Source organism: Candidatus Omnitrophota bacterium, from assembly GCA_041648975.1.
In the GTDB taxonomy this organism is placed as follows: Bacteria; Omnitrophota; Gorgyraeia; order 2-01-FULL-45-10; family 2-01-FULL-45-10; genus JAQUSE01.
In genome coordinates this window covers 16,848-39,918 of the sequence record JBAZNZ010000005.1, presented here as the reverse complement: position 1 = coordinate 39,918, position 23,071 = coordinate 16,848, and the positions used below count along the sequence as shown (strand labels likewise).

Annotated in this window: 22 protein-coding genes and 1 pseudogene; 15 read left to right on the top strand and 8 right to left on the bottom strand. The window is 48.0% G+C overall.

Translation table 11 applies throughout. The features are described 5' to 3' along the window. Nucleotides 1-4: 4 nt before the first annotated feature. On the top strand, nucleotides 5-256 hold the full coding sequence (locus tag WC592_02320; protein ID MFA4981291.1) for a SemiSWEET transporter: 252 nt from the start codon (nucleotides 5-7) through the stop codon (nucleotides 254-256). Beyond that, the gene (locus WC592_02315; protein MFA4981290.1) at nucleotides 253-1,713 is read left to right on the top strand and encodes a glycosyltransferase family 39 protein; all 1,461 of its coding nucleotides are present in this window, start codon (nucleotides 253-255) and stop codon (nucleotides 1,711-1,713) included. Before WC592_02320 ends, WC592_02315 begins: the two co-directional genes overlap by 4 nt. Nucleotides 1,714-1,747: 34 nt before the next feature. Here the strand turns inward: WC592_02315 and WC592_02310 are convergent. The 8 genes and pseudogenes from WC592_02310 to WC592_02275 all read right to left on the bottom strand — a co-directional run bounded on the left by WC592_02310 (nucleotide 1,748) and on the right by WC592_02275 (nucleotide 6,773). Then, nucleotides 1,748-1,861 (bottom strand): annotated as a pseudogene (locus WC592_02310) (hypothetical protein). A 134-nt stretch (nucleotides 1,862-1,995) separates the two neighbouring features. Then, on the bottom strand, nucleotides 1,996-2,487 hold the full coding sequence (locus tag WC592_02305; GenBank protein MFA4981289.1) for a transposase: 492 nt from the start codon (nucleotides 2,485-2,487) through the stop codon (nucleotides 1,996-1,998). 52 nt (nucleotides 2,488-2,539) lie between these two features. Beyond that, nucleotides 2,540-2,773, bottom strand: coding sequence for a hypothetical protein (locus WC592_02300; GenBank protein ID MFA4981288.1), 234 nt, complete (start codon nucleotides 2,771-2,773; stop codon nucleotides 2,540-2,542). A 64-nt stretch (nucleotides 2,774-2,837) separates the two neighbouring features. After that, nucleotides 2,838-4,370, bottom strand: a complete 1,533-nt coding sequence (locus tag WC592_02295; protein ID MFA4981287.1) for a YifB family Mg chelatase-like AAA ATPase — start codon at nucleotides 4,368-4,370, stop codon at nucleotides 2,838-2,840. Between the two features lie 10 nt (nucleotides 4,371-4,380). Continuing rightward, nucleotides 4,381-4,755: a YraN family protein gene (locus WC592_02290; GenBank protein ID MFA4981286.1), complete on the bottom strand. Its 375-nt coding sequence runs from the start codon at nucleotides 4,753-4,755 to the stop codon at nucleotides 4,381-4,383. 4 nt (nucleotides 4,756-4,759) lie between these two features. After that, a complete protein-coding gene (locus tag WC592_02285; protein MFA4981285.1) occupies nucleotides 4,760-5,023 on the bottom strand; it encodes a SpoVG family protein in 264 nt (87 codons plus the stop codon). A gap of 589 nt (nucleotides 5,024-5,612) precedes the next feature. Next, nucleotides 5,613-6,059, bottom strand: a complete 447-nt coding sequence (locus WC592_02280; GenBank protein MFA4981284.1) for a hypothetical protein — start codon at nucleotides 6,057-6,059, stop codon at nucleotides 5,613-5,615. A 102-nt stretch (nucleotides 6,060-6,161) separates the two neighbouring features. Further along, nucleotides 6,162-6,773 (bottom strand): sigma-70 family RNA polymerase sigma factor, encoded by a 612-nt coding sequence (locus WC592_02275; protein ID MFA4981283.1) that lies wholly within the window; start codon nucleotides 6,771-6,773, stop codon nucleotides 6,162-6,164. Between the two features lie 158 nt (nucleotides 6,774-6,931). On the opposite strand from WC592_02275, the gene WC592_02270 reads away from it, so the two are divergent. From WC592_02270 to WC592_02210, 13 genes are all read left to right on the top strand, one after another. After that, nucleotides 6,932-7,117, top strand: a complete 186-nt coding sequence (locus WC592_02270) for a hypothetical protein (protein ID MFA4981282.1) — start codon at nucleotides 6,932-6,934, stop codon at nucleotides 7,115-7,117. After that, the gene (locus WC592_02265) at nucleotides 7,033-10,056 is read left to right on the top strand and encodes a diguanylate cyclase (protein ID MFA4981281.1); all 3,024 of its coding nucleotides are present in this window, start codon (nucleotides 7,033-7,035) and stop codon (nucleotides 10,054-10,056) included. The genes WC592_02270 and WC592_02265 overlap by 85 nt, the downstream gene beginning before the upstream one ends. 1 nt (nucleotide 10,057) lies before the next feature. Continuing rightward, nucleotides 10,058-11,647: a diguanylate cyclase gene (locus WC592_02260; protein MFA4981280.1), complete on the top strand. Its 1,590-nt coding sequence runs from the start codon at nucleotides 10,058-10,060 to the stop codon at nucleotides 11,645-11,647. 1 nt (nucleotide 11,648) lies between these two features. Further along, the gene (gene lysS / locus WC592_02255; protein MFA4981279.1) at nucleotides 11,649-13,133 is read left to right on the top strand and encodes a lysine--tRNA ligase; all 1,485 of its coding nucleotides are present in this window, start codon (nucleotides 11,649-11,651) and stop codon (nucleotides 13,131-13,133) included. 76 nt (nucleotides 13,134-13,209) lie between these two features. After that, nucleotides 13,210-14,445 (top strand): lipoprotein-releasing ABC transporter permease subunit, encoded by a 1,236-nt coding sequence (locus WC592_02250; GenBank protein MFA4981278.1) that lies wholly within the window; start codon nucleotides 13,210-13,212, stop codon nucleotides 14,443-14,445. Between the two features lie 38 nt (nucleotides 14,446-14,483). Further along, entirely contained in the window at nucleotides 14,484-15,170 is a 687-nt protein-coding gene (locus WC592_02245; protein ID MFA4981277.1) for an ABC transporter ATP-binding protein, read from the top strand. Nucleotides 15,171-15,173: 3 nt separating this feature from the next. Further along, entirely contained in the window at nucleotides 15,174-15,650 is a 477-nt protein-coding gene (locus tag WC592_02240; protein ID MFA4981276.1) for a hypothetical protein, read from the top strand. Nucleotides 15,651-15,762: 112 nt separating this feature from the next. Continuing rightward, nucleotides 15,763-16,629 (top strand): branched-chain-amino-acid transaminase, encoded by an 867-nt coding sequence (gene ilvE, locus WC592_02235; protein ID MFA4981275.1) that lies wholly within the window; start codon nucleotides 15,763-15,765, stop codon nucleotides 16,627-16,629. Nucleotide 16,630: 1 nt separating this feature from the next. After that, nucleotides 16,631-17,143: a UvrB/UvrC motif-containing protein gene (locus WC592_02230; protein ID MFA4981274.1), complete on the top strand. Its 513-nt coding sequence runs from the start codon at nucleotides 16,631-16,633 to the stop codon at nucleotides 17,141-17,143. Nucleotides 17,144-17,234: 91 nt separating this feature from the next. Continuing rightward, complete coding sequence (locus tag WC592_02225; protein MFA4981273.1) at nucleotides 17,235-18,290, top strand: protein arginine kinase; 1,056 nt, start codon at nucleotides 17,235-17,237, stop codon at nucleotides 18,288-18,290. A 98-nt stretch (nucleotides 18,291-18,388) separates the two neighbouring features. Further along, complete coding sequence (locus WC592_02220; protein MFA4981272.1) at nucleotides 18,389-20,845, top strand: ATP-dependent Clp protease ATP-binding subunit; 2,457 nt, start codon at nucleotides 18,389-18,391, stop codon at nucleotides 20,843-20,845. Further along, complete coding sequence (locus WC592_02215) at nucleotides 20,814-22,286, top strand: hypothetical protein (GenBank protein MFA4981271.1); 1,473 nt, start codon at nucleotides 20,814-20,816, stop codon at nucleotides 22,284-22,286. Before WC592_02220 ends, WC592_02215 begins: the two co-directional genes overlap by 32 nt. After that, nucleotides 22,286-23,071, top strand: coding sequence for an ABC transporter permease (locus WC592_02210; GenBank protein MFA4981270.1), 786 nt, complete (start codon nucleotides 22,286-22,288; stop codon nucleotides 23,069-23,071). The genes WC592_02215 and WC592_02210 overlap by 1 nt, the downstream gene beginning before the upstream one ends.

The following is a 23,071-nucleotide window of genomic DNA, read 5'->3' as shown; positions in this document are numbered from 1 at the left end:
CCATATGGATAGTTTCACTATAGGTATTATCGCCGGGACTCTTACCACAATATCTTTCATACCGCAGATAATAAAAATATATAAGACCAAGAATGCCAAAGATCTGTCTATACTGATGTTCCTTATTTTTTCTCTCGGGGTCCTGTTGTGGCTGATATACGGTATAACCATAGGCGAACGCCCCATCATCATAGCCAATTGTGTCACGCTATTTTTTATACTTTTGATATTAGCGATGAAGGTCAGGTATAGATGATACGGAAAAGAGACTTATATGAGAATATCGCCATCCTGGCGGGAGCGGCTTTTTTTGCCTATACCTGCATGCGCGCATATAATCTGTCTCTATCGTTTGATGAGGCGTGGACTTACCTGTATCATTCCTGCGGCAGCCTGAAGCATATTTTTTCCTTCGAGGGCCCTGTGGGATCAAATAACCATCTGCTCAATACGCTAGCTATCAAGGTCCTTGCTCACTTTTTCGGGAATTCGGAATTCGTTATACGGATACCGGCCCTGGCAGGGCACGCCATTTATCTGGTAAGCATTTTCAATATATTGAAAATGTTTTTGAAGGGAGGAAGGTTTGCTGTCGGCTTCCTCCTGGCCGCGTCAAATCCTTTTTTACTCGATTTCTTCTCATGCGCCAGAGGTTATTCCATCGGCATAGGCTTCACCGCAGCGGCGCTTTATTTTTTACTGAAGAGGATAGAATGCCGGGATACCCGAAAGAACACAGGATATAATGCAGCGTCTGTTGCAATGCTGACATTGGCTGTATTGTCTAACCTGTCCTTTTTAAATGTCTTTATCGCGGTAATCGCCGTTATGTTTTTTATTGAGATAAAAGGAATAATAAGAATAATGTTTCCCGTCGTTATTGCGGCGCTTTTTTTGATGATCGTATATCCGCCGTCGGCCTTAAAAGCGATTTTTCAGGGTGTTGCGGAATATGGGGGAACAGCGGGTTTTTGGGTCGATACAGTTGACAGCATCCTGCGGTATTATTTTTATGGAAAGGGATATGCGAATATTGACATGATATGGTTTACAGATTCGGTGATCTTCATATCGTTTGCGTCGGCAGTTATTATTTTGCTCTTTAATTATGTGAATAAAAAAATGGCGGAACCGTTAAACAGATATCTTCTGGCGCTGGCATCAATATTGTTCCTCATTGCCGCATGCATAAAATCCCAATTCTTTTTTCTTGATATCAAATATCCAACGGACAGGATCGCGATATACCTGGTCCCGTTGTATATTATTTTTCTCCTGATATTGTGGGAATATGTCAATGGAGGTAAAAACGTTGTTTGCCGGGTACTTTACAAGGGCGTATTTTGTATCTTGATATTCGCGGCGCTCGTTCATAACATGCTGTGCCTGAATATCGGCTATTTCCATCAGTGGAGATACGACGCGTCGACGAAAGACGCCATGGGTACTATCTGCAAAATAAATATGCAAACTAAGGAAATACCCGGCAGATGCAGGATAGGAATAAACCATCTGTTCAAGCCGAGCGTGAATTATTACATAATGCGGAACAGGATGACATGGTTGGAGCCGGTGAAACTTGACGGTTTGGAAACAGCCCGTGAATATTATTATCTTTTGCGGGGCAGGGGCGAGGTGCCAAAACGTCTTGTCCTGAAGATGATCAAGACGTATGAAATATCGAACGCGATCCTTGCCGAACCGGCAAAATAAATACTTCCTTTCTAACCTGGTTAGATTCATAGATTTAGCCCCACAAATTCCTGTCCAGGCTCCTGTAAGATATGGCCTCTGATATGTGATGGGCTTCGATCACGTCCTTATGGTCCAGGTCGGCGATCGTCCTGGATACCTTCGGAATTGCCACATTAATTCGCCATATTTGCCTGTAATCACGATTAAGTTTGATGGGTTATCCACACTAGTAGGGGAGGTTTAAACCTCCCCTACCTAGTAGTAGCTGACGTTTAAACGTCAGCTACTCTGTGGATAACTTTATAATACAGGCTTGTCAATTTCAATGATTTGGTTTGATTGGCAAGTAGTTTGAAAATAGTGATTATAGCTCGAAAAAGGATATTCTTCAGGCTCCACAACTAATCTTGCTTTTAATGGATTGTTATGTATATATTCCAATACCTTCACAAGGTGCAGCTCGTCTCTGATATATTCATCGTAAAATCCTTTCTGCCAAATCTTACCCGTTTTGCCATTAGCCTTGTTTAGCTTTCTTGTAAAAGAACCTTTTATCATCTTCATAATGTATGAAAAGTTATATATGCCGACGGGATGTATCACAATATGTAAATGATCTGGCATAATGCAGAAGCCGTACAGGCGGTAGTCCAGGACAAGCTTGAAATATTCAAGTGTAACGAGAAGTATTTTGCAATTTTTAGGGTCGCTGAATATGGTTTGATTATTTTCCGTATTAGTAGTCAGGAAATAAGCGGCATTTATTTCGTAAAATCGTTTTATATTTCCCATAAGTTATCCACAATGTAGGGGGACGTTTAAACATCCCCTACTGAGAGTTGGGTTATTGTTTGTAGTAGACGATGTCGTACGGTTTGCCTTTCATCTCCTGGCAAAGCGGACAATCGTCTTCGAGGTCATCATCAATGTGTCCTTCAAGTACTTCTTTAATCCTTTGCTTTATCTGTTCATCTGTAGGATTATCCAGATGTATTATGCTATAGCCATTTACAAGGGAAACCACAGCATTTTTTCCATACACTTTAGCTATATTAGATAAAGGCGTAGCTGTATTCATCGTTTTATCTCCTTATATTGGTAGTAGCCGACGTTTAAACGTCGGCTACTCTGTGGATAATCGCTCATCCCCATAAATTGCGGTCCAGGCTTCTATAAGAGATAGCCTCTGATATGTGATGGGCTTCGATCACGTCTTTATGATCCAGGTCGGCGATCGTTCGGGCAACCTTGAGTATCTTGTCGTATGCCCTGGCCGATAGACCAAGCTCCAATATCGCTAGCTTTAGCAATTCTTCGCTCTCTCTGTCGAGGACGCAGTATCTTTCCAATTCATTTGGCTCGAGGTGCGCGTTGAAGTATACGGCATCGGTCTTGTAGCGCTGTCTTTGTAGCGTTCGTGCCTCATCGACCCGTTTCCTGATATCCTCGGACGGTTCACCGCGCCGCTTATCCGTCAGGTTCTCCACCTTTAATCTCGGCACCTCGAGGTGAATATCTATCCTGTCGAGAAGCGGCCCCGATATCCTCGAAAGATAGTGCTGTATCTGAATAGGAGTGCAGTGGCACTCACGCTTCGGGTCTGTAAAATTTCCGCACGGGCAGGGGTTCATTGCCGCCACGAGCATGAACTTCGAAGGGTATGTCAGGGTCCTGGCGACTCTAGATATAGTTATCGAACCGTCTTCAATAGGCAGCCTTAATACTTCCAGTACGTTCTTTTTGAATTCAGGAAGCTCATCGAGGAACAATACGCCGTTATGTGCCAGACTTATTTCTCCTGGTGTCGGATTCGTCCCGCCGCCGACGAGCGCCGAGTCGGATATGGTATGGTGCGGCGACCTGAATGGACGGGCCCAGATCAGTCCTTTGTTGGGAGACAGTAAGCCTGCTACGCTGTGGATTTTAGATGTCTCAAGACTTTCCTCGAGTGTCATGTCGGATAATATCGTAGGAAGGCGTTTGGCCAGCATGCTCTTTCCGGAACCGGGGGGACCGATCAGCATTACATTGTGGCCGCCTGCGGCAGCGACTTCCAGGCCGCGTTTCGCGTGTTCCTGGCCTTTTACGTCATTGAAATCCACTTTGTATCTGGGAGTTTTTTTTGTCGCGCATTCGCTGTTCGCGGAATAGGCAGACAGTTTTAATTTACCGTTTATGAAAGCTACGGTATCTCTAAGCGTCTCCAAAGGATAGACCTCGATACCTTTTACCACTCCGGCTTCTTTAATATTAGCTTTTGGCAGTCCAAGCCTGGCCTTACCCATGGCTTTTAAGCCCATCGCTATCGAGAGGGACCCTTTAACAGGCTTCAATTTTCCGTCCAGCGACATCTCGCCGCAGAATACGAAGTCGGCCAGCGCCGAACAATCGATCACGCCTTCATAAGCCAGGATAGAAAGGGCTATGGGCAGGTCAAAGGACGCGCCCTCTTTCCTGCTGTCGGCAGGGGCGAGGTTTACCGTTATCTTCTTGGAGGGAAATACGAAACCGGAATTCCTGATCGCGGATTTAATCCTGTCGCGAGATTCTTTTATCGCGGTGTCGGGCAGGCCTATTATGTTGAATTGCGGCAGACCTCCGCCGATATCGGTTTCTGCGGTGACCTCATATGCGTCTATGCCGGCGATGCCGCTTGAAAATATCCTTGCTATCATAAATTTCTCCTTAGTAGTTGTCGCAAACCGCGTTTTCGATTAATTCTATCGATTCGATTTTATTATCGGGTCCTAATTTTACAGATACGACATCGATCCGCCAGTCGCAAAATACGCGGCCGCGCAGCTTCAGGTAATAGAGCGCGTTCTTTATTATGTGCCGAATTTTTAATGCCGTAACCGCGAGATAGGGAGGGCCGAGAGAAGAAGAAGCCCGTGTTTTTATTTCGATAAAGATCATTAAGCCGTCTTTATTAGCTATCGCATCCAGTTCTCCGAATGTGGTGCGATAGTTGGTTTCGAGGATCTTATAACCTTTATCCTTTAAAAACTTTATCGCGACCTTTTCCCCGATCGCGCCGACTATCTTCTTCTCGCGGCCCATCTATCTACCCTCCGTAAGCCTCCAATACGACCTTTTCTATCTCATCTTTTACATCCCTGTTCAACGGTATCACGGTGTTGTACCACTTTCCGTCTTTGCCTTCCTCTCTGGGCATACTTACAAAGAGGCCGTCCTTTCCCTCGACAACGCGCAGGCCGTTTATCACAAGGCTGCCGAATATTGAGATATCGCAAAACGCCTTTGTCGCGCCGCTGCCGTCGAGCTTGTGCAGCCTTGATACCTCCAGCTTCAGGTCATCTTTTATCATAGTTATCACCTCCCTCCGGAATTGTCCCTACTATATAAGACGGTAAAATCGCCAAAATTCTTGCAAGTTTTTTAAAAAAGTCTATTTGCCGTGTGCCGAGGTCTCCGACCGAGGCAATGTTTGTTTAAATAACTATTTTGTTAATAATAAAATAGGAAGAGCGCCGGCTATTGAAAATTGCTGAGGGTGTGTTATACTTTATTTAGAAGAAGGGAGAGTGGTCGATTGAACGAAAGAAGTACGGCTTTTCTACGGAGAAGCCGGATGGTCACCCGAAAGGGCGGCCGTATCACGATCGGCATTAACCTCAAAGGGGGCGATTGAAAGACGCTTTGCCGGTTTTGAGATCTTCTTCTCGCATAGATCGATCTCAAGCCGCTGAAAAGCGGAAGGTATACCTTCTTCAGGAACTGACCCAAGCCTAAATAGACTTGGGCCTTTTTCTTAAATGAGGCCACAACTTATAGAGCGTTAGCGAACATAAGTTGTTTGTGATGTTTGACCGTTAGGCCGAATTTATGCCGAAAGATACATATTGATGGCGTCGATTTAAGATATCAGTCATCTTTCGGCTTTCTCCATTGATAATCTATAACCTTCCCTTATACGCCGATTCAAACTTTTCTAGCACTCTGGAAGCTTCTCTTCCGCCGCCGTTTTTCCATGCCTCATGGATCATTACGAGCATCTTTGTCGTTTTTGAATCGGCTATCCACTTTGCCCCCAAAAGCAGAGTAGCTGCCAGTAACTGCAGGAAGTACCTGGGGACCGCGAAAGACAGTGCGAACGATATAGCGGCCAGCACGAAATAGAGGTTTATCCTATTCATAATGTTACCCTTTCTTTTTTTAGGCAGACCTTTCTTGTTGAACGAATTGACCGATTCATAAGCTGAAACGACCCTGGCAAGGCATTCCTCGCACCCGTAGATATGAGTTTCAACGCGTTTTCTATCGTCAGCGGCGAGCGAGTTGCCGAGGAAGCCGGCAAGCTCTACGTCTGTCGGATGGGTCGTATGACTTTTTATATCTATCATCTTTCCTCCATATAACTTATAACTTACGACTTATATCTTTTAGCCCCCCACTATATAAGACGGTAAAAATCGGGATTTTCTTGCAACTATTTTAACATTTTTTCACTCCATCAAATCCCGCAATTTTCTCCTCAATATTTCCTTGGACCTCTTTATGTAGCATGAGACAGTCCCGGCTGGAATATTCAATATTTCCGCAATCTCTTCATGCTTCTTGTCATACAGGATATTTAATTTCATTATCAATCTATCTTTTCCGCCAAGCGATTCTATGGCCGATTCTATCCCTGATACGATAGTGTCTATTTCCAGCTTTTTATAAGGAGATGGTCCCGAAGAGGGGATCAGCCCCGCCAGTTCGGTTTCGCCTATCTTGTCGGATATAGATAGAGGCTTTACAGGTTCCTTCCGGAGTTTGCTTCGCATGTATTCGAGCGCCGTATTACCGGAAACTATAGAGAGCCAGTACGATATGGCCTTACGGTTCTTTACGCTCCCGAGTTTATCGCCACTCCATATGGACGTGAAGACGTCCTGCCGAATGTCCTCTATCTCCTGATGCGCAAGCGCCAGCCCGTATTTCTTCAAACGGTTTGTGATAGAAGTTGAGACGAGCCCGGAGTATTTTTCCACAAATAAGGCCCATGCGGCTGCGTCTCTTTTCAGACAGGCGTCTATAAGTTTTTCGTCCCTGCCATTATCTCCTGCTTTCATTACGGCAGGGTAACATAATATATGTTAAAAAGTCAAATCATTTTTAATTAAATATCAAATAGCCGCTCAATCAGCTTTTTCCTGTCCCATTTGACTTATTAGGATCCAGATAGTATACTCTATTATACTATTAGCAATTAATAAGGATAAATACATTCATGGAAGACAAAGATAAGACAATAGAAGAGCTTACGGCGCAGCTGGAGACGTTGAAACAGCTTGTGTCGAGCCTTAAATCGTCTAAGATAGACGGTGAAAAATTGAACGTGGCGGAACTCTTGCAGGAGGCCACTTACAGCGCCATATTCAACGCGGCAACGACGCCATCTTCGTTCACGATATAGAGAACGGCCATATAGTGGATGTCAATAATAAGACCTGTGAGATGTATTTCTATCCCAAGGAGGAGATGCTTAATCTGAGCGTCCATGCCTTGAGCGCCGGAGAAAAACCGTTTACTCAGGATGAGGCGATGAAGTTCATGCGAAAAGCGGCTGACGACGAGCCTCAAATATTTGAATGGCTTGCGAGAGACAAACTGGGAAGGCTCTTCTGGGTCGAGGTAAATCTCAAGCGCGCGGTTATAGGCGGCAGGTACAGGCTTCTGGCGATGGTGCGCGACATAGACGAACGTAAACAGACTGAACAGAGGCTGGAGGCGATAAATGAGGCATTTTTGGCATTTACGACCGAGCCCCTTGAAAACATAAACCATCTTACAGCGCTTTGCGGCAAACTTCTTAACGCGGACTCCGCCCTCTATAATAGGCTGGAAAAGGGCCTGCTGTGTTCGTGCGGGCAGTGGAACACGCCTCCCGGTTTCAACCCCAGCGGTAAACCCGACGGCCATATATGCTACGACGTCATAAAAGGCGGTGGCGAAGACGCTGTTTTTATGCCGAACCTCCAGGACAGCGAATACGCGAAGACCGATCCTAATATAGCTCAATATAATCTCAAGTCATATATGGGTTATCCGGTAAAGTTTGGAGGGGCGTGCGTCGGTTCGCTCTGTGTGGTATATACGTACGATTACGTGCCGAGCGTCGAAGATAAGAAGATAATAGGGATCCTCGCGTCAGCCATCGGCGTGGAGGAAGAGCGGAGGCTCGAATCCGACGCGCTGGTTAAACGAGATTACCAGTTGGAGATATTGTCGCGTACGAGTCAGCATATAAACCAGATACTTGAGGCGCCTGTCATATTGCGGACGCTTGTCGCCGCAGCGATGGAGCTTGTCGAAGCGAATGCGGGGACAGCCGGCCTTTTAGCGGGCGGCGTCATGGAATTTAATGAATATAACAGGGGAGGGCGTCTAGAACCTGTACATTATGTATTCGGACCGGGCAGCGGCGTGGCAGGCTGGGTCATTAATACTATGAAGCCTTATATAGCGAATGATCCCGAGCATGACTCTCATATTCTCCCCGAGGCAGGGAAAGAGTTTGGTTTTTACAATCTTGTAAATATCCCTATCATAGGGTATTCCGGTGAACTTCTCGGATGCCTGTCTATGCATAACAAGAAAGACCATGGTCCCTTTGATACCCAGGATGTCTTTATGCTTCAGGGATTGGCCGCAGGCGCCGCGGTGGCTTTGGAAAACGCGAAAATGGTAGTAAACGTAAAAGAGGCTGCGAGCGCGCTTTCAGAGAGCGGCAAAAGACATAAGCTGGTGACCGAAAACATACCGCTTCATATCGGCGTCATTGATAAGTCCGGGAAGTTTTCTATATGGAACAAGTATTCCGAGAAAATGTTCGGATATACCTCGGAGGAGGCGATAGGCAAGCTGACGCCCGCGGATATCCATGAATCGAAGGAAGACGCCGATGAGGTCCTGCGCACAGCCGCGAAAGAGGGTATCTTCGACAGGGAACTTAACATGGTGCACAGGAGCGGCAGATTCGTCCGCTGCCGGCTCGTGGTTGTGCCGTACCGGGACGCAAGCGGCGATATCGTGAATTTCTACGGGTTCGCGGAAGATATAACTAAGCGCTCCGAAGCGGAAAAGTCGCGCGAGGACCTGCACGCCGAGCTTGTTAAGTCGAATGAACGCCTGAAACAATTGGCGCTGAAAGATACGCAGACAGGGCTGTATAACCATCGGTACTTGAGCGAGATGATCGAGTCCGAGTTCTACCGGGCCAAGAGGTATAGTCATCCTCTTTCGCTTATAATGCTCGATATCGATTATTTCAAATCGATAAACGACCTTTACGGACATGAATTCGGGGATCTTGTGTTGAAACAGCTAGCCCATTATCTGAAGAGGATGGTCCGCAGGTATGACGTAGTGATCCGTTTCGGAGGGGAGGAGTTTATCATATTGTCATCGGGAATAGCCAGGGATAAGGCGTTTGCGCTCGGACAGAGGATCCTGGACGCCATCAACCTTTACAATTTCGGAGATAAGGAACATTCCGTAAGATTAAAGATGAGCGTCGCCGTAGCGGCGTATCCTGAAGACAAGATCATGATAGGGATGGATCTCGTTAACATGGCCGACAGCATATTGAGCAAAGTCAAGGAGAGCGGGGGGAATAGTATCTATTCCTCGGAGAATTTAAATAAAGAGAAGAAGGATGATGAGGGAAAAAACGCCAGCACTGATGTGCGGTTCTTGAAAGACAGGATAGAAAAACTTACCAAGCGCGGAAAACAGAACCTGATCGAATCAATATTCGCGTTTGCAAGGACGATCGAGCTGAAAGATCATTACACCGGGGAGCATGTGGAGAAGACCGTGCATTACGCTACCCAGATAGCGAAGGTGCTTGACCTGCCTCCGGAAGAGATCGAGAATATCAAACAGGCGGCTGTCCTGCATGATCTCGGGAAGATAGGCGTAAGCGACAAGATACTGCATAAGAAGTCGAAGCTGAGTAAAAAGGAATATGAGGAGATAAAGAGACATCCCCAGATAGCGGCCGACATCATAAGGCCGGTCCAATTTATGCATGACATCGTGCCGCTTGTCCTTTACCATCATGAGAGATGGGACGGTAACGGTTATCCGGCCGGCATGGCAGGCGATGAAATACCGATGGGAGCGCGCATAATAGCCATCGCCGACGTATATCAGGCGCTCACCTCTAATCGCACATACCGGAAAGCGTATCCTAAAAATGAGGCCATGAGGATAATAAAGAACGGCGCCGGCACACAGTTTGATCCGCTTGTCGTGGACGCCCTGTTGATAATTTTGAAAAAAGAGACGCCGGCGAAAAAACCCGTAAAGAGAGAAAGGCGCACCGGTATAAAAATAAGGAAGATGAGATAATATGTCAGGAAAATACTCGAGATTATTTGAACTTACCAAAGACGGTGTATTGAGCTATTCTTTTGACGAAGGCAGGATAATTTCGGCAAACCAGGGGTTTGTGAATATCCTGGGCCTTGATTGCAAGGCTTCCGATCTGGAAGGCAAACTTTTGAAGGAAATGATGGTGTATGTGGAGTCGGAGCAAGCGCTAAGGAAGATCCTTCTGAAGAAAGGCGAGGTTCACGGATACGAATACCATTTTAAGACATTAAAAGGGGATGACAGGTGGGTCATCAGCGAATCGTTTCTTACTGCAGATCCGGTGACGGGAGAAAAGATGGCAGAGGCTATAATAACCGATATCACCGGGCTCAAGAAGGCGCAAGGGAAAGTGGTTGCGCTGAATAAGGAGCTTTCGAAGACCAATGCCAGGCTGAAACAGATGGTGATGAAGGACTTCGAGACCGGGCTCTATAACCATCGTTATCTCGAAGACGCGATGGAGGCGGAGTTTGCCAGGGCCAAGAGGGAATCGAAGCCCGTGTCGATAATAATGGTCGACATAGACTATTTCAAATCAATAAATGACGTCTATGGCCATCAGTTCGGTGATATGGCGCTGAAACAATTTGCGGGCCATCTCAGGAAAGTGCTGCGCAGATATGATGTGATCGTCAGATACGGCGGCGAAGAGTTTGTCATAGTCGCACCCGGAGCTTACAGGACCGGAGTCATAAACCTGGCCCATAGGATCCTCGAGGCCACTAACCTGCAGAATTTCGGGAACAGGAAGCAGTCTGTGAAACTCAGGATAAGCCTGTCCGTAGCGTCATATCCGGAAGACGGTGTCACCAGGCCTTCGGATCTGCTGAACCTGGCTCAAGAGGTATTGGACAAGTCCAAGGAATTCGGCGGCAACAAAGTATGTTCGTCCCTGGACCTCAGGACCTGCGCGCCGTCTTATGATGAGAACGGTAAGACTAAAGAGGATGTAGGCTTTCTTAAAGAGAAGATAGATAAATTGACCAAACGCGCGAACCAGAGCCTGATCGAGGCGATATTCGCGTTTGCCAAGACGATCGAATTGAAAGACAACTACACGGGCAAACATGTGGAAAAGACCGTATTATACGCTACGGATATTGCCAGGGAGCTTCGCCTGCCTGAACACGAAATAGAGCGGATAAAGAGGGCGGCTATACTGCACGATCTTGGTAAGGTCGGGATAAGCGAAAAAATATTGCATAAAAAAGGCATCCTTACAAAAAAGGAATATGAGGAGATAAAGAGACATCCCCAGATAGGGGTCGATATCATAAGGCCTATACAATTCCTGCACGATGTCATCCCCCTGATCCTTCGCCATCACGAAAGGTGGGACGGTAAGGGTTATCCCGACGGACTGAAGGGGGAGGAGATATCCGTCGGCGGACGCATCATCGCCGTCGCGGACGTCTATCAGGCGCTGATATCGGACAGGCCGTACCGAAAAGCCTTTTCCGAAAAAGAGGCCATAAAGATAATCAGGAAAGGCGCAGGCACGCAATTCGACCCTGTAGTGGTCGGGGCTTTTCTGAAGGTGATCGAAACGAAGAAGGGAAGAGAATAAAATGAATGAGCATGTGGAAGAGAACGAGCTTATAAAGAAAAGGAAGGCGAAGCTCGAAAGCATAACAAGCGGCGGCATCTATGCCTACGGCGGACGTTTTGACTTTTCGACGGATATAAAAGGCCTTAAGGACAATTTTTCCGAAGGGAAGACAGTATCTGTGGCCGGCCGCATCATGGCGTGCCGCGAACACGGGAAGAGCCTGTTCTACGACCTGAAAGATTCGTCCGGTAAGATCCAGGCATACATAAAGGCCGATATCATCGGGCCGCAGAAATTTGAATTTTTGAAGAATCTAGATATAGGGGATTTTGTGGGCGTGAAAGGCGATACGTTCAAGACGAGGACAGGTGAGCCGACCATTGTCGTAAAAGAATTGACGATATTGTCAAAATCCCTCCGTCCGCTCCCTGAAAAATGGCACGGGTTAAAGGACGTCGAGACGAGATACCGCCGGCGTTATGTAGACCTGATAGTGAACGATGAGGTGAAGAAGGTCTTCATCGCGCGCTCAAGGATAGTGAGCCGTATAAGAAGATTCCTCGACGAGAAGGGTTTTGTTGAAGTGGAGACGCCGATGATGCAGAGCATGCCGGGCGGCGCGGCCGGGAAGCCTTTCAAGACGCACCACGAGGCGCTCGGCATCGACCTGTATTTGAGGATCGCGCCTGAATTATATCTGAAGCGGCTGCTGGTCGGCGGATTTGATAGAGTCTATGAGATAAACAGGAACTTCAGGAATGAAGGGATCTCCGTAAGGCACAATCCGGAATTTACCATGCTCGAGGTCTACCAGGCGTATTCAGATTGCGAAGGGATGATGAAGTTGACGGAAGAGCTGGTCACAAGCCTTGCGCGTGAAGTGCTCGGAAAGACCGAGCTCCAATACCAGGGCCGGACGATCGACCTGTCGAAATGGGAGAGGGTCTCGTTCGCCGACCTGATGAAAGAGCAGTTCGGAATATCTCCTTCGGACACGCAGGAAGAGTGGATAAAGAAATTGAAGAAGAAGGGGATCGAGATAGAAGGCAAGGACGTCTCGCGCACTCAGATCGTGAACATAGTCGGGGAGCTCGTCGAGCCTAAAGCCGGGAACCATCCTGTATTCGTCGTAGATATATTCAAAGAGATGTGCCCTCTCGCAAAGACAAAAGCCGACAACCCTCTCCTCACGGACAGGTTTGAGCTGTATATGGGCGGGATGGAGATCGCCAACGCGTATTCGGAGCTTAACGACCCGATAGAACAGAAGATGAGGTTCGAAGAAGAGTTGAAGGCCGCGAAGAACTCCGGGCGCAAAGACGCCGACGCCCCGCGATCTATAGACGAAGACTTCGTGCGCGCGCTCGAATACGGGATGCCGCCTGCCGGCGGGCTCGGCATAGGGATCGACAGGCTCGTCATGATACTTACGGATTCGCCTTCGATCCGCGACGTCATATTGTTTCCTCAGTTAAAACCCGAGAGCGATAGCTTTAAGCCATAAGCTTTAAGCTATAAGCAATAAATTAAGTTTTAAAAATAGCTTACAGCTTACAACTTATAGCTTACGGCTAAGGAGTTTGAGAATAACAATGGTCTGGCAGTTATTCGTAGCTCTGCGATATCTCACTGCAAAACCTAAAGAGAAGTTCATTTCTCTGGTAAGCCTCATCTCGATACTTGGGGTGGCGATAGGCGTAGCCGCGCTCATCATAGTTATATCCGTCATGAGCGGGTTCGATGAAGACCTGAAAGAGAAGATAATAGGCACATATTCCCACATAGAGATACTCTCCGAATACGGCGTGAAGCCCTCCGCAGAACTTACCGATGCGATAAATAGCGCAAAACACGTAGAGGCATCGGCCTATTTCCTGAACAGCCAGGCCCTCGTGCGCAGCGGCGACAATATCATGGGCGTTGTGGCCAAAGGCATCGTGAGCGAAGACGAAGTGAAGGTAAAGAAGATAGGCGGGTACATAAAATCCGGATCTCTGGACCTTAACGGCGATTCGGTGGTGCTGGGAAGCGAGCTTGCGAACAAACTGAACGTAAAGATCGGCGACACAGTCTCCCTGGTCTCGCCAACGAACGCGAACCTTGAAAATAAATTTTTCCTTAACCCGTCGAACTATGCCAAAGGCAAATCCTTCAAGGTAACCGGTATATTCACTTCCGGCATGTACGAATACGACATGAATCTAGTTTATGTGAACATAACCGCGGCGCAGGAGCTGTTGGGCGTCAAGGATATGGCGAGCGGTATAGCGGTAAGGTCTGACGACCCTCTGGCGGTGGAAGATTTGAAGAGAGAGCTTCAGGCCAAGTTAGGCGTTCCTTATGTGGTAAGGACGTGGATGGACTCTAACAGGAATTTTCTTGAGGCGATAAAGCTGGAGAAGACCGTGATGTTCATAATATTGACGCTTATTGTGACGGTAGCCTGCTTTAATATTGCCAGCGCCCTCATCATGACCGTTCTGGAAAAGACGAAAGATATAGGCATACTGAAATCGATAGGCGCTACAAGGTCGGATATGATGACCATATTCTCTATCCAGGGCGGGATCATAGGGTTGCTGGGTACGTTGTCCGGAGCCTTGCTGGGGGTCGGCGTCTGCTGGTGTCTTAAGACATATAAATTCATAACATTGCCTAAAGATATTTATTATATTGATAAGTTACCCGTTAAGCTGGATCTCCAGGATATATCTGTAATAATATGCTCGAGTATTTTACTTAGCCTTATTGCCGCGATATATCCCGCTTTCAAGGCGTCGCGGCTCGATCCGATAGAGGTGTTGAGATACGAATAGTAGCTGACGTTTAAACGTCAGCTACATTGTGGATAACTATGGATAAGATATTATTAATGGGATATGGCCTGCATAAGGCGTATAAGAACGGCTCAAAAGAAGTCCGGGCTGTGAACGGGATAGACCTGAGCGTAAAGAACGGCAAATCAATAGCTATCATAGGACCGTCCGGCGCGGGGAAGTCGACGCTTCTGCATATACTTGGAGGTCTGGATAGGCCTACATCAGGGAAAGTCACCATGGACGGCATTGATATCTACAGACTTTCCGATAGAGAAAGGTCCCGAATCAGGAATAAGAGGGTGGGATTCGTTTTTCAATTCTACCATCTCTTACCTGAGTTCACTGCGTTGGAGAACGTTATGATGCCGGCGCTGATAAAGCTGTCGGCATTCAGCTTTCAGCTATCAGCTATCAAAGAGAGGGCGAGCGAAGTTTTAAAATCGGTAGGGTTGGAACGTAGGGCGAACCACAGGCCCGGCGAATTATCGGGCGGTGAATCCCAGCGCGTCGCGATTGCGAGAGCCCTTATCAACGAACCTGAAATTCTATTATGCGACGAACCGACCGGCAATCTCGATTCAAAGACCAGTGAGTCGATATATGAGCTCCTGTTTGACCTGAAATCGCGGTCGAAGATGGCCCTTGCCATCGTGACCCACGACGAGAAAATATCCCGCCGGACCGACGAAGGCATCATGATGAGAGACGGAAAAATTATTTAACCTATGAATGCGAATACCGTAATTAAGAGTGTTGTACTTGTTGTAGGTTTTACGGCGCTTGCCCTATTTTTCAACGATCTCGTTAACAGTGTGGTGGTAGACGGCTCGTCCGCCATCGTCGAACAATCGAATGGCCCGCAATACGCGCCGGGCGAGATCCTGGTTAAATTTAAAGAAGGCGTCGATCCGCGGGATATATTGCGATCCGCAGGAATAGAATCGAAGGAAATAAGGCGCATCCATACGATAAAACCTGCTGTGACTAGATATAAGAAGGACCACCCTGAAGCGGCGGCTATGACCGATGAAGAGGTATTTGCAGCGGCCTACAACGATTTGCCGGAGGTAGAAAAGTCGCTATATAGAAGTTGCGAGGTTACCTTGTCCGAAGGCATGAATGTAGAAGAGGCAGTGACGAAATTGAAGCAAAACCCGCACATCGAGTACGCCGAACCCAACCGCAGCGCCCACATAATGTAGGTTTCCATTTGACACTATATTGTTTATATAATATACTTATATAATTATTATAAGGCTAAGATAATGGACCCCGCCCATCCTATGATGGGTTAGGGGTTTGGGAGTGGGCGGGGTGAAGATATACCTGAATGGAAAACTTGTAGAGAAGATTAAAGCGCAGATCTCGGTCTTTGACCATGGCCTTTTATACGGCGATGGTGTGTTCGAAGGTATCCGCTCATACAATTGCCTCGTCTTCAGGCTGAAAGAACATATTGACAGGCTTTATAAGTCTGCCGACGCTATCGAGCTGAAGATCCCCCTTACCAAGATCGAAATGATAGAGGCTGTTATCGTCACGCTGAAAGCTAACTCGCTTAAAGACGCCTATATCAGGCTTGTCGTCACCAGAGGGGTCGGCGATCTCGGTTTGGATCCCAGGAAATGCAAAATCCCGACGGTATTCATAATCACCGATAAGATCGCCCTCTACCCGAAAGAGTTTTACCAGAAAGGGCTGAAGATCGTCACCGCGACTACCCGGCGGAATCTTCCACAGGCTCTCGACGGGCGGATAAAGAGCCTGAATTACCTGAACAACATCCTTGCCAAGATCGACGCTATTAAATCAGGTACTGAAGAGGCGATCATGCTTACATATGAGGGCTATGTCGCGGAATGCACCGGAGACAATATATTCATGGTGAAGAACGGAGAGCTCATTACGCCGCCGGTCAGCCTCGGAGCGCTGGAGGGCATCACAAGGGACGCCGTGATAAGCCTGGCCAAGGGCATGGATATACCATTTACAGAAAAACTCCTGAAGATGGACGATCTTTACGGCGCGGACGAGGTCTTCCTGACCGGGACTGCAGCTGAGCTGATACCGGTCGTGAATATAGACGAGAGGAAGATAGGCGACGGTAAGCCGGGCGAGATTACGCTCAAGCTTACCGAAAGGTTTAAGGAACTGACGAAGACCGATGGAGTGAAATACTAAAATGATATGCGACGTTTGCGGTAAGAATGAAGCGACAGTGCACCTGACAGAGATCGTTAACGAAAAGGTGACGAAACTCCATCTTTGCGAGGGGTGCGCTAAGGAAAAGGGAAGCGAGATGGAAGAGCACTTCGGACTGAGCGATCTCCTGGCGGGACTGGCGGACCTTGGGGCTAATATAGAACCTGAATCTACGGATATCATGAAGTGCCCTACCTGCGGGTTTACTTTTTTGGATTTTAAAAAGACGGGGAGGTTGGGCTGCGGCAACTGTTACGAGATTTTTAAGGGGCAGTTAGCTCCTTTGCTTAAAAGGATACACGGCGCCGACAGGCATGTCGGGAAGGTGCCGTTAAGGGTCGGCAAGACCGTAAAGGATACGAGGACATTGCAGGAGCTTAAATTGAGGATGGAAAAGGCCATCCAGGCGGAGCAATTTGAAGAGGCTGCGAAGCTCCGTGATGAGATAAAAGAACTTGAGTCGAAGAGCAAGAACGGCGGCGAGAAAAAATGAACCCCGCCCATTCATATATTCTTAATAATGGCAAAGATTTTTATATCGACTATACAGATTTAACAGTCAGGATTGGTTTGCGAGGGGAGGAATGGGCGGGGTGAAGATGGACGATTTCCTGGGACAGAATTGCGAATGGTTGAAGGGGTCGGGACCGAGCTCCAACATAGTTATGTCGTCCCGCACAAGGCTGGCGAGGAACCTCGATAAGGTCCCGTTCTCGAACTGGGCGAACAAGAAACAGCTTGAGGAGATCCTCGGTTCGGTCAGGGACGCGGCCAGGTCATGTAATTTTCTTAAAGACGCCATGTTCCTGCGGTTGAAGGACCTGAACGAGACCGATAGGATGCTGTTGGTGGAACGGCACCTGATGAGCCCGGAGCACGCGAAAGACGTCGAGTATAAGGCGCTAATCGTCGATCCCAAAGAGATAGTCAGCATAATGGTCAATGAAGAGGACCACTTAAGGATACAGGTCATGCAGTCGGGCCTGAACCTGCTCGAATGCTGGCGGATCATAGACGAGATAGATACGGACTTAAGCAAGAAGCTTTCTTACTCATATTCCGCAAGATGGGGATACCTTACTGCATGCCCCACGAATACAGGGACAGGTTTGAGATGTTCAACTATGCTGCACCTGCCTGCGCTTGTCTTCGCCGGGCAGATAGGCAAGGTACTGCAGGCGATCGCTAAACTAGGATTGAATATCAGGGGATTGTACGGCGAAGGCACGGAAGCCATGGGTAATATTTTCCAGATATCGAACCAGGTTGCCATGGGTATAACCGAAGCCGACTCGATAGACAATATCGAAAGGGTGACCAACCAGTTGATATCCAGGGAAGACGCGACGCGGAAATCGATACTGACGAGATCCAAAGAAGCCCTTGTAGACAGGATCTCCAGGGCCTACGGGACGCTGAAGAACGCGCATATAATCACGAGCAATGAGACCGTTACGCTTCTCTCAGCTATACGGCTCGGCGTGGATCTGGGGATAGTGAAGAACCTCGACAGGAGGATGGTGAACGAGCTATTCATATTGACGCAACCGGGCCATCTCCAGAAATTGTGGGGCAAGACGCTGAATCCCAGCGAGAGGGATATAAAGCGGGCGGATCTGGTTAAGGAAAAACTGAAATAGTTGTAAGTTATAAGTCGTAAGTTGTAAGCGATTTAGTTACAACCAAAAACTTATAACTTATAACTGAAACTTGAGACGGAGGGTAGTTACACATGCCAATGTTCAATAGATTTACGGAAAGAGCGAGGAAGGTCATACTCCTGGCTAAGGAGGAGGCCAAGAGGTTTAATCATGATTATATAGGGACGGAACATATACTGCTGGGGCTCGTAAGGGAGGGCGAAGGCGTTGCCGCCGCTGTCCTGGCCAGCTTTGGGATGGGTGCGGATAAGATCAGGCTTGAGGTCGAAAAGCTCGTCCAGCCGGGCCCGAGCACTGTTATATCCGGTGACCTCCCGTTTACTCCTAAGGCAAAAAAGGTCATAGAACTTGCGATGGATGAGGCGCGCTCGCTTGGCCATAATTATATTGGGACGGAGCATCTGCTTTTGGGATTGATCAGGGAAGGCGAAGGCGTGGCTTCCCAGGTATTGATGAATCTCGGGCTTGAGCTTGAAAAGGTCAGAGAAGAGGTCATGAACCTGCTTGGATCGGAGATTCCCGGATACGAGATGGGGCAGAAGGTGTCCCATGCGAAGACGCCGGCTCTGGATGCGTTCGGGAGAGACCTGACAAAATTGGCAAAGGACAATAAACTCGATCCGGTCATAGGCAGGAAGAACGAGATAGAGCGCGTCATACAGATATTGTCGCGCCGGACCAAAAATAATCCCGTCCTTCTGGGAGAGGCCGGCGTTGGGAAGACCGCTATCGTTGAAGGCCTCGCCCAGAAGATAATAGCCGGAGATGTGCCTGAGACCCTTAAGGATAAGAGGCTGATAATCCTGGACCTGGCTATGATGGTAGCCGGCACAAAATACAGGGGGCAATTCGAGGAGAGGATCAAGGCCGTCATGGACGAGATAAAGCGTTCCGAGGACGTGATCGTATTCATAGACGAACTGCATACGCTGGTAGGCGCCGGAGGGGCTGAAGGCGCCATAGACGCCTCGAATATATTGAAGCCGGCATTGTCGAGGGGTGAGATACAGTGCATAGGCGCCACCACCCTGGATGAATTCAGGAAACACATCGAGAAGGACGCGGCGCTCGAGAGAAGGTTCCAGACGATAATGGTCGAGCCGCCGAGCGTTGAAGAGTCGATAGAGATATTGAAAGGGCTTCGCGACAAGTACGAGGCGCATCACAAGGTAAAATTTACCGACGAGGCGCTTGAGGCTGCCGCAAAGCTTTCCGACAGATACATCAGCGGCAGGTACCTGCCCGACAAGGCTATAGATCTTATGGACGAAGCGGGCTCGCGGGCAAGGCTTTCCGTTATGACCGCGCCGCCGGACGTAAAACATATCGAGGACAAGATGGCGGGAGTAAAAAAAGAGAAGGAATCCGCCGTAAAAGACCAGGATTTCGAGAAGGCCGCGAAGTACAGGGATGAGGAACGCAAGATCAAAGACGAACTTAACAAGATAAAAAGGGAGTGGAAAGAGTCAAAGGGGAAATTCGAGCCCAAAGTCGGCGAGGATGATATCGCCACTATAGTATCCAAATGGACGGGCATCCCTATCCTTAAACTTGAAGAGAAAGAACAGGATAAGTTCCTGAAGATGGAAGCGACCCTGCATAAACGTGTCATAGGGCAGGACGAGGCCATAAGCGCTATAGCGCACGCCGTCAGGCGTTCGCGCGCGGGCATCAAAGACCCGAAGCGGCCCATAGGGTCATTCGTGTTCCTGGGGCCTACCGGAGTGGGGAAGACGCTGGTAGGGCGGGCTCTTGCCGAATTCATGTTCGGTGACGACGACGCTATTATACAGATCGATATGTCGGAGTACATGGAGAAATTCAATGTCTCCAGACTCGTTGGCGCGCCTCCCGGTTACGTCGGATACGAAGAAGGGGGCCAGCTGACAGAGAAGGTAAGGCGCCGTCCTTATTCCGTAGTGCTGCTGGACGAGATCGAAAAGGCGCATCCGGACGTATTCAACCTGCTCCTGCAGATGCTTGAGGAAGGCCGCCTGACCGATTCTTTCGGGCGGAAGGTCGATTTCAAGAATACCATTATTATCATGACCTCCAATATAGGCGCTGAGATGCTGAAGAAGCAGGGGTCTTTAGGGTTCAAATCGCAGGCCGAGGACGTTACCTATCAGGGTATGAAGGAGAGGCTCCTGGACGAAGTGAAAAGGGCATTCAAGCCGGAATTCCTTAACAGGGTTGACGATATAATAGTATTCAGGTCCCTTACGAGGGATGACCTGGTGCATATAGTAGAGCTTGAGATAAAGGACGTCGAGTCAAGGCTCAAGGAGCAAGACATAAAGATAGACCTTAACGACGAGGCAAAGAACTTCCTGATCGATAAGGGGTTCGATAAGGCTTTCGGCGCGCGTCCCCTCAAGAGGACGATACAGCGGTTCCTGGAGGATCCGCTGGCCGAGGAGATAATAAGAGGGTCTTTTAAAAAAGGCGGCAGGGTACTGGTAACCGCAAAGGTCGATCATCTGGAGTTCAAAACGGTAAGCGATGCGGCATTCAAGAACGAGAAGAAGGTTTAAATTTATACTGGCGGCGCTCCTCATAACCTGCCTGACGGTATTCGCCGAGAGCAGGATGGAAGCGTTTGTCCCGCAGATGAAGAATCTTGCCGAAATGGGCATCGAAAAGACCTTTAATGATAAAGTCAGTTTTTCGATAGGCAGCATAGACGGCGGCGTATTCAGGCCCTTCGTCTTCAATGATATAAAAATAGAGGACAAAAAAGGGACATTCCTCTTCTCGTCCGTGGATATTAACAGCATCAGGACCGACTACAGGATATGGGATTTTCTGTTCTCTGTCTTTTGCAGGGACGGAAAAGGCGGCCCCGCGGTATGTGATGTATTATCCGGGGACTCTTCCGTTTATATAAATTTTGTCACGAAGAACGGCGGTATGACCGGTTTTGTTAAGCTGGAAGGGAGCTTTGCCGACGCCGATGTTAAAGGGTACGTCAATCTGCCCAATAAAGAGAAAGTCGATTTTGTAGGAAAGGTCAAAGATGACTCTTTTGACATAGAGATACGTCCGGCGGCAGGCACATTAAAAGCAAAAGGGGCGTTATCGTCAAGCGGCGTTCTTGACGCCAAAATAAGGGTTGAACATATACAACTATACGGATGCGATATAGTATGCGACCTGAATTTAAAGAACAGGATAGAGGGCGCGGGGGGCGGTGTAAAAAAGGCCTTTGTAGAAGGAGAAGTGGATGCGGAAAACCTCGTGGTCAATTTCAGGCCGTTATTTAACGCTAAGGCGTCTTATCGTTATTCAGGCGGTATGCTTGAGATCCCCGATTTTAGTTTCGGTGAGATAGTCAAAGCCCGAGCGAAAATATTTTTAAGTAAACCCTATAACGTAGACGCCGTATTTACCGCAAATAACGTAAGCTTGACCTGGTTGTTTGCCAACCTGGGGGTAAAAGATCCTTCTTCCATGTTGTCGGGCACTTTGAACGGAAAGTTCGCATTTAAAGGTAAGCCGGAAACCCTGAAAACTGATATACGCATGGAAATACGCAACGGGACTATCGCGACGCTGGATTTCAAATATCTGACAGCCAGTTTTACAGGTGACGGGCCTATTATGCATATCGAGGACTCACGAATAACCCGGGAGAGCGGTTACTTTACGCTGTCCGGCGAGATGGACCTGCGTAAGATAGGCAGGAACGATCTCTTTGCGGGAATAAAGATCCTGAACGATGATCAGGCTCTTTCTTGGGACGTGTTGGAGACTACAAAGCTAAAGGATGCCCAGGAAATACGAATGACAAAGAAGATAGACGATGTGATCAGCCTCGATTTCAAGAAATTCATCGCCGAGGAGAAGATGGGAGAAAGCATCGGGCATACGGACGAGGTCCAGCTCGAGTATAAGCTTCATCAGCATGAAAGTCTTAAGATGATGCTTGGGCAGGATGAGGATTTCTTAGGGTTTGAACATAAGGATAAATTCTGATGAGAAAGGTATTAGAGGGTCTCGGCAGCGGCTTCATGCAGTTTATCAGGTATGCGGGAGGGCTTTCGGTACTGATGGGGCAGACACTTTTCTGGATACCTATCCCGCCTTTGAGGAGGAAGCAGATAACAGAACAGATGTCCAAGATAGGGGTTGACAGCCTTCCCATAGTAGCTCTTATAAGCTTTTTTACCGGAATGGTGCTCGCCCTGCAGAGCGCATATCAGATGAAGAGGTTTTCCGCTGAGATGTATATAGCCTCACTGGTGTGCATATCGATGACAAGGGAGCTCGGTCCCGTCCTGACGGCTTTGATAGTCGCGGGCAGGGTAGGAGCGTCTATCACCGCCGAACTCGGCACAATGAAGGTTACCGAGCAGATAGACGCTCTTGAGACGCTGGCCACGAATCCCGTGAAATATCTGGTTGTCCCCCGGTTCATGGCGCTCATGATAATGCTTCCGCTCCTTACGGTATTTGCCGATATGATAGGCATACTCGGCGGTTACATCATAGGTGTATATAAACTCGGTATATCCCACGGACTTTATATGAAGAACACGTGGGATCCGCTTAAATATAAGGATCTTTTTACCGGACTTATAAAAAGTTATTTCTTCGCGATAATAATCTGTATAGTAGCCTGTTATGAAGGTATGACCGCGGAAGGCGGCGCGGAGGGTGTAGGGCGCGCGACTACGTCGAGCGTTGTAACGAGTTTCATACTGATAATAGCGTCCGATTGTTTCTTTACGGCATTATTCTATTTTGTCATGAACCAATAA

Bases quoted from the DNA above. Each gene is read 5' to 3' on its own strand.
- WC592_02275 (MFA4981283.1), bottom strand. From the start codon at position 6,773: ATGAAAGCAGGAGATAATGGCAGGGACGAAAAACTTATAGACGCCTGT.
- WC592_02315 (MFA4981290.1), top strand. From the start codon at position 253: ATGATACGGAAAAGAGACTTATATGAGAATATCGCCATCCTGGCGGGA.
- WC592_02215 (MFA4981271.1), top strand. From the start codon at position 20,814: ATGCGGCATTCAAGAACGAGAAGAAGGTTTAAATTTATACTGGCGGCG.
- WC592_02290 (MFA4981286.1), bottom strand. From the start codon at position 4,755: ATGGGCCGCGAGAAGAAGATAGTCGGCGCGATCGGGGAAAAGGTCGCG.
- WC592_02280 (MFA4981284.1), bottom strand. From the start codon at position 6,059: ATGATAGATATAAAAAGTCATACGACCCATCCGACAGACGTAGAGCTT.
- WC592_02210 (MFA4981270.1), top strand. From the start codon at position 22,286: ATGAGAAAGGTATTAGAGGGTCTCGGCAGCGGCTTCATGCAGTTTATC.
- WC592_02230 (MFA4981274.1), top strand. From the start codon at position 16,631: ATGATATGCGACGTTTGCGGTAAGAATGAAGCGACAGTGCACCTGACA.
- WC592_02270 (MFA4981282.1), top strand. From the start codon at position 6,932: ATGGAAGACAAAGATAAGACAATAGAAGAGCTTACGGCGCAGCTGGAG.
- WC592_02285 (MFA4981285.1), bottom strand. From the start codon at position 5,023: ATGATAAAAGATGACCTGAAGCTGGAGGTATCAAGGCTGCACAAGCTC.
- WC592_02245 (MFA4981277.1), top strand. From the start codon at position 14,484: ATGGATAAGATATTATTAATGGGATATGGCCTGCATAAGGCGTATAAG.
- lysS (MFA4981279.1), top strand. From the start codon at position 11,649: ATGAATGAGCATGTGGAAGAGAACGAGCTTATAAAGAAAAGGAAGGCG.
- WC592_02240 (MFA4981276.1), top strand. From the start codon at position 15,174: ATGAATGCGAATACCGTAATTAAGAGTGTTGTACTTGTTGTAGGTTTT.
- WC592_02295 (MFA4981287.1), bottom strand. From the start codon at position 4,370: ATGATAGCAAGGATATTTTCAAGCGGCATCGCCGGCATAGACGCATAT.
- WC592_02320 (MFA4981291.1), top strand. From the start codon at position 5: ATGGATAGTTTCACTATAGGTATTATCGCCGGGACTCTTACCACAATA.
- WC592_02300 (MFA4981288.1), bottom strand. From the start codon at position 2,773: ATGAATACAGCTACGCCTTTATCTAATATAGCTAAAGTGTATGGAAAA.
- WC592_02220 (MFA4981272.1), top strand. From the start codon at position 18,389: ATGTTCAATAGATTTACGGAAAGAGCGAGGAAGGTCATACTCCTGGCT.
- WC592_02260 (MFA4981280.1), top strand. From the start codon at position 10,058: ATGTCAGGAAAATACTCGAGATTATTTGAACTTACCAAAGACGGTGTA.
- WC592_02225 (MFA4981273.1), top strand. From the start codon at position 17,235: ATGGGCGGGGTGAAGATGGACGATTTCCTGGGACAGAATTGCGAATGG.
- WC592_02305 (MFA4981289.1), bottom strand. From the start codon at position 2,487: ATGGGAAATATAAAACGATTTTACGAAATAAATGCCGCTTATTTCCTG.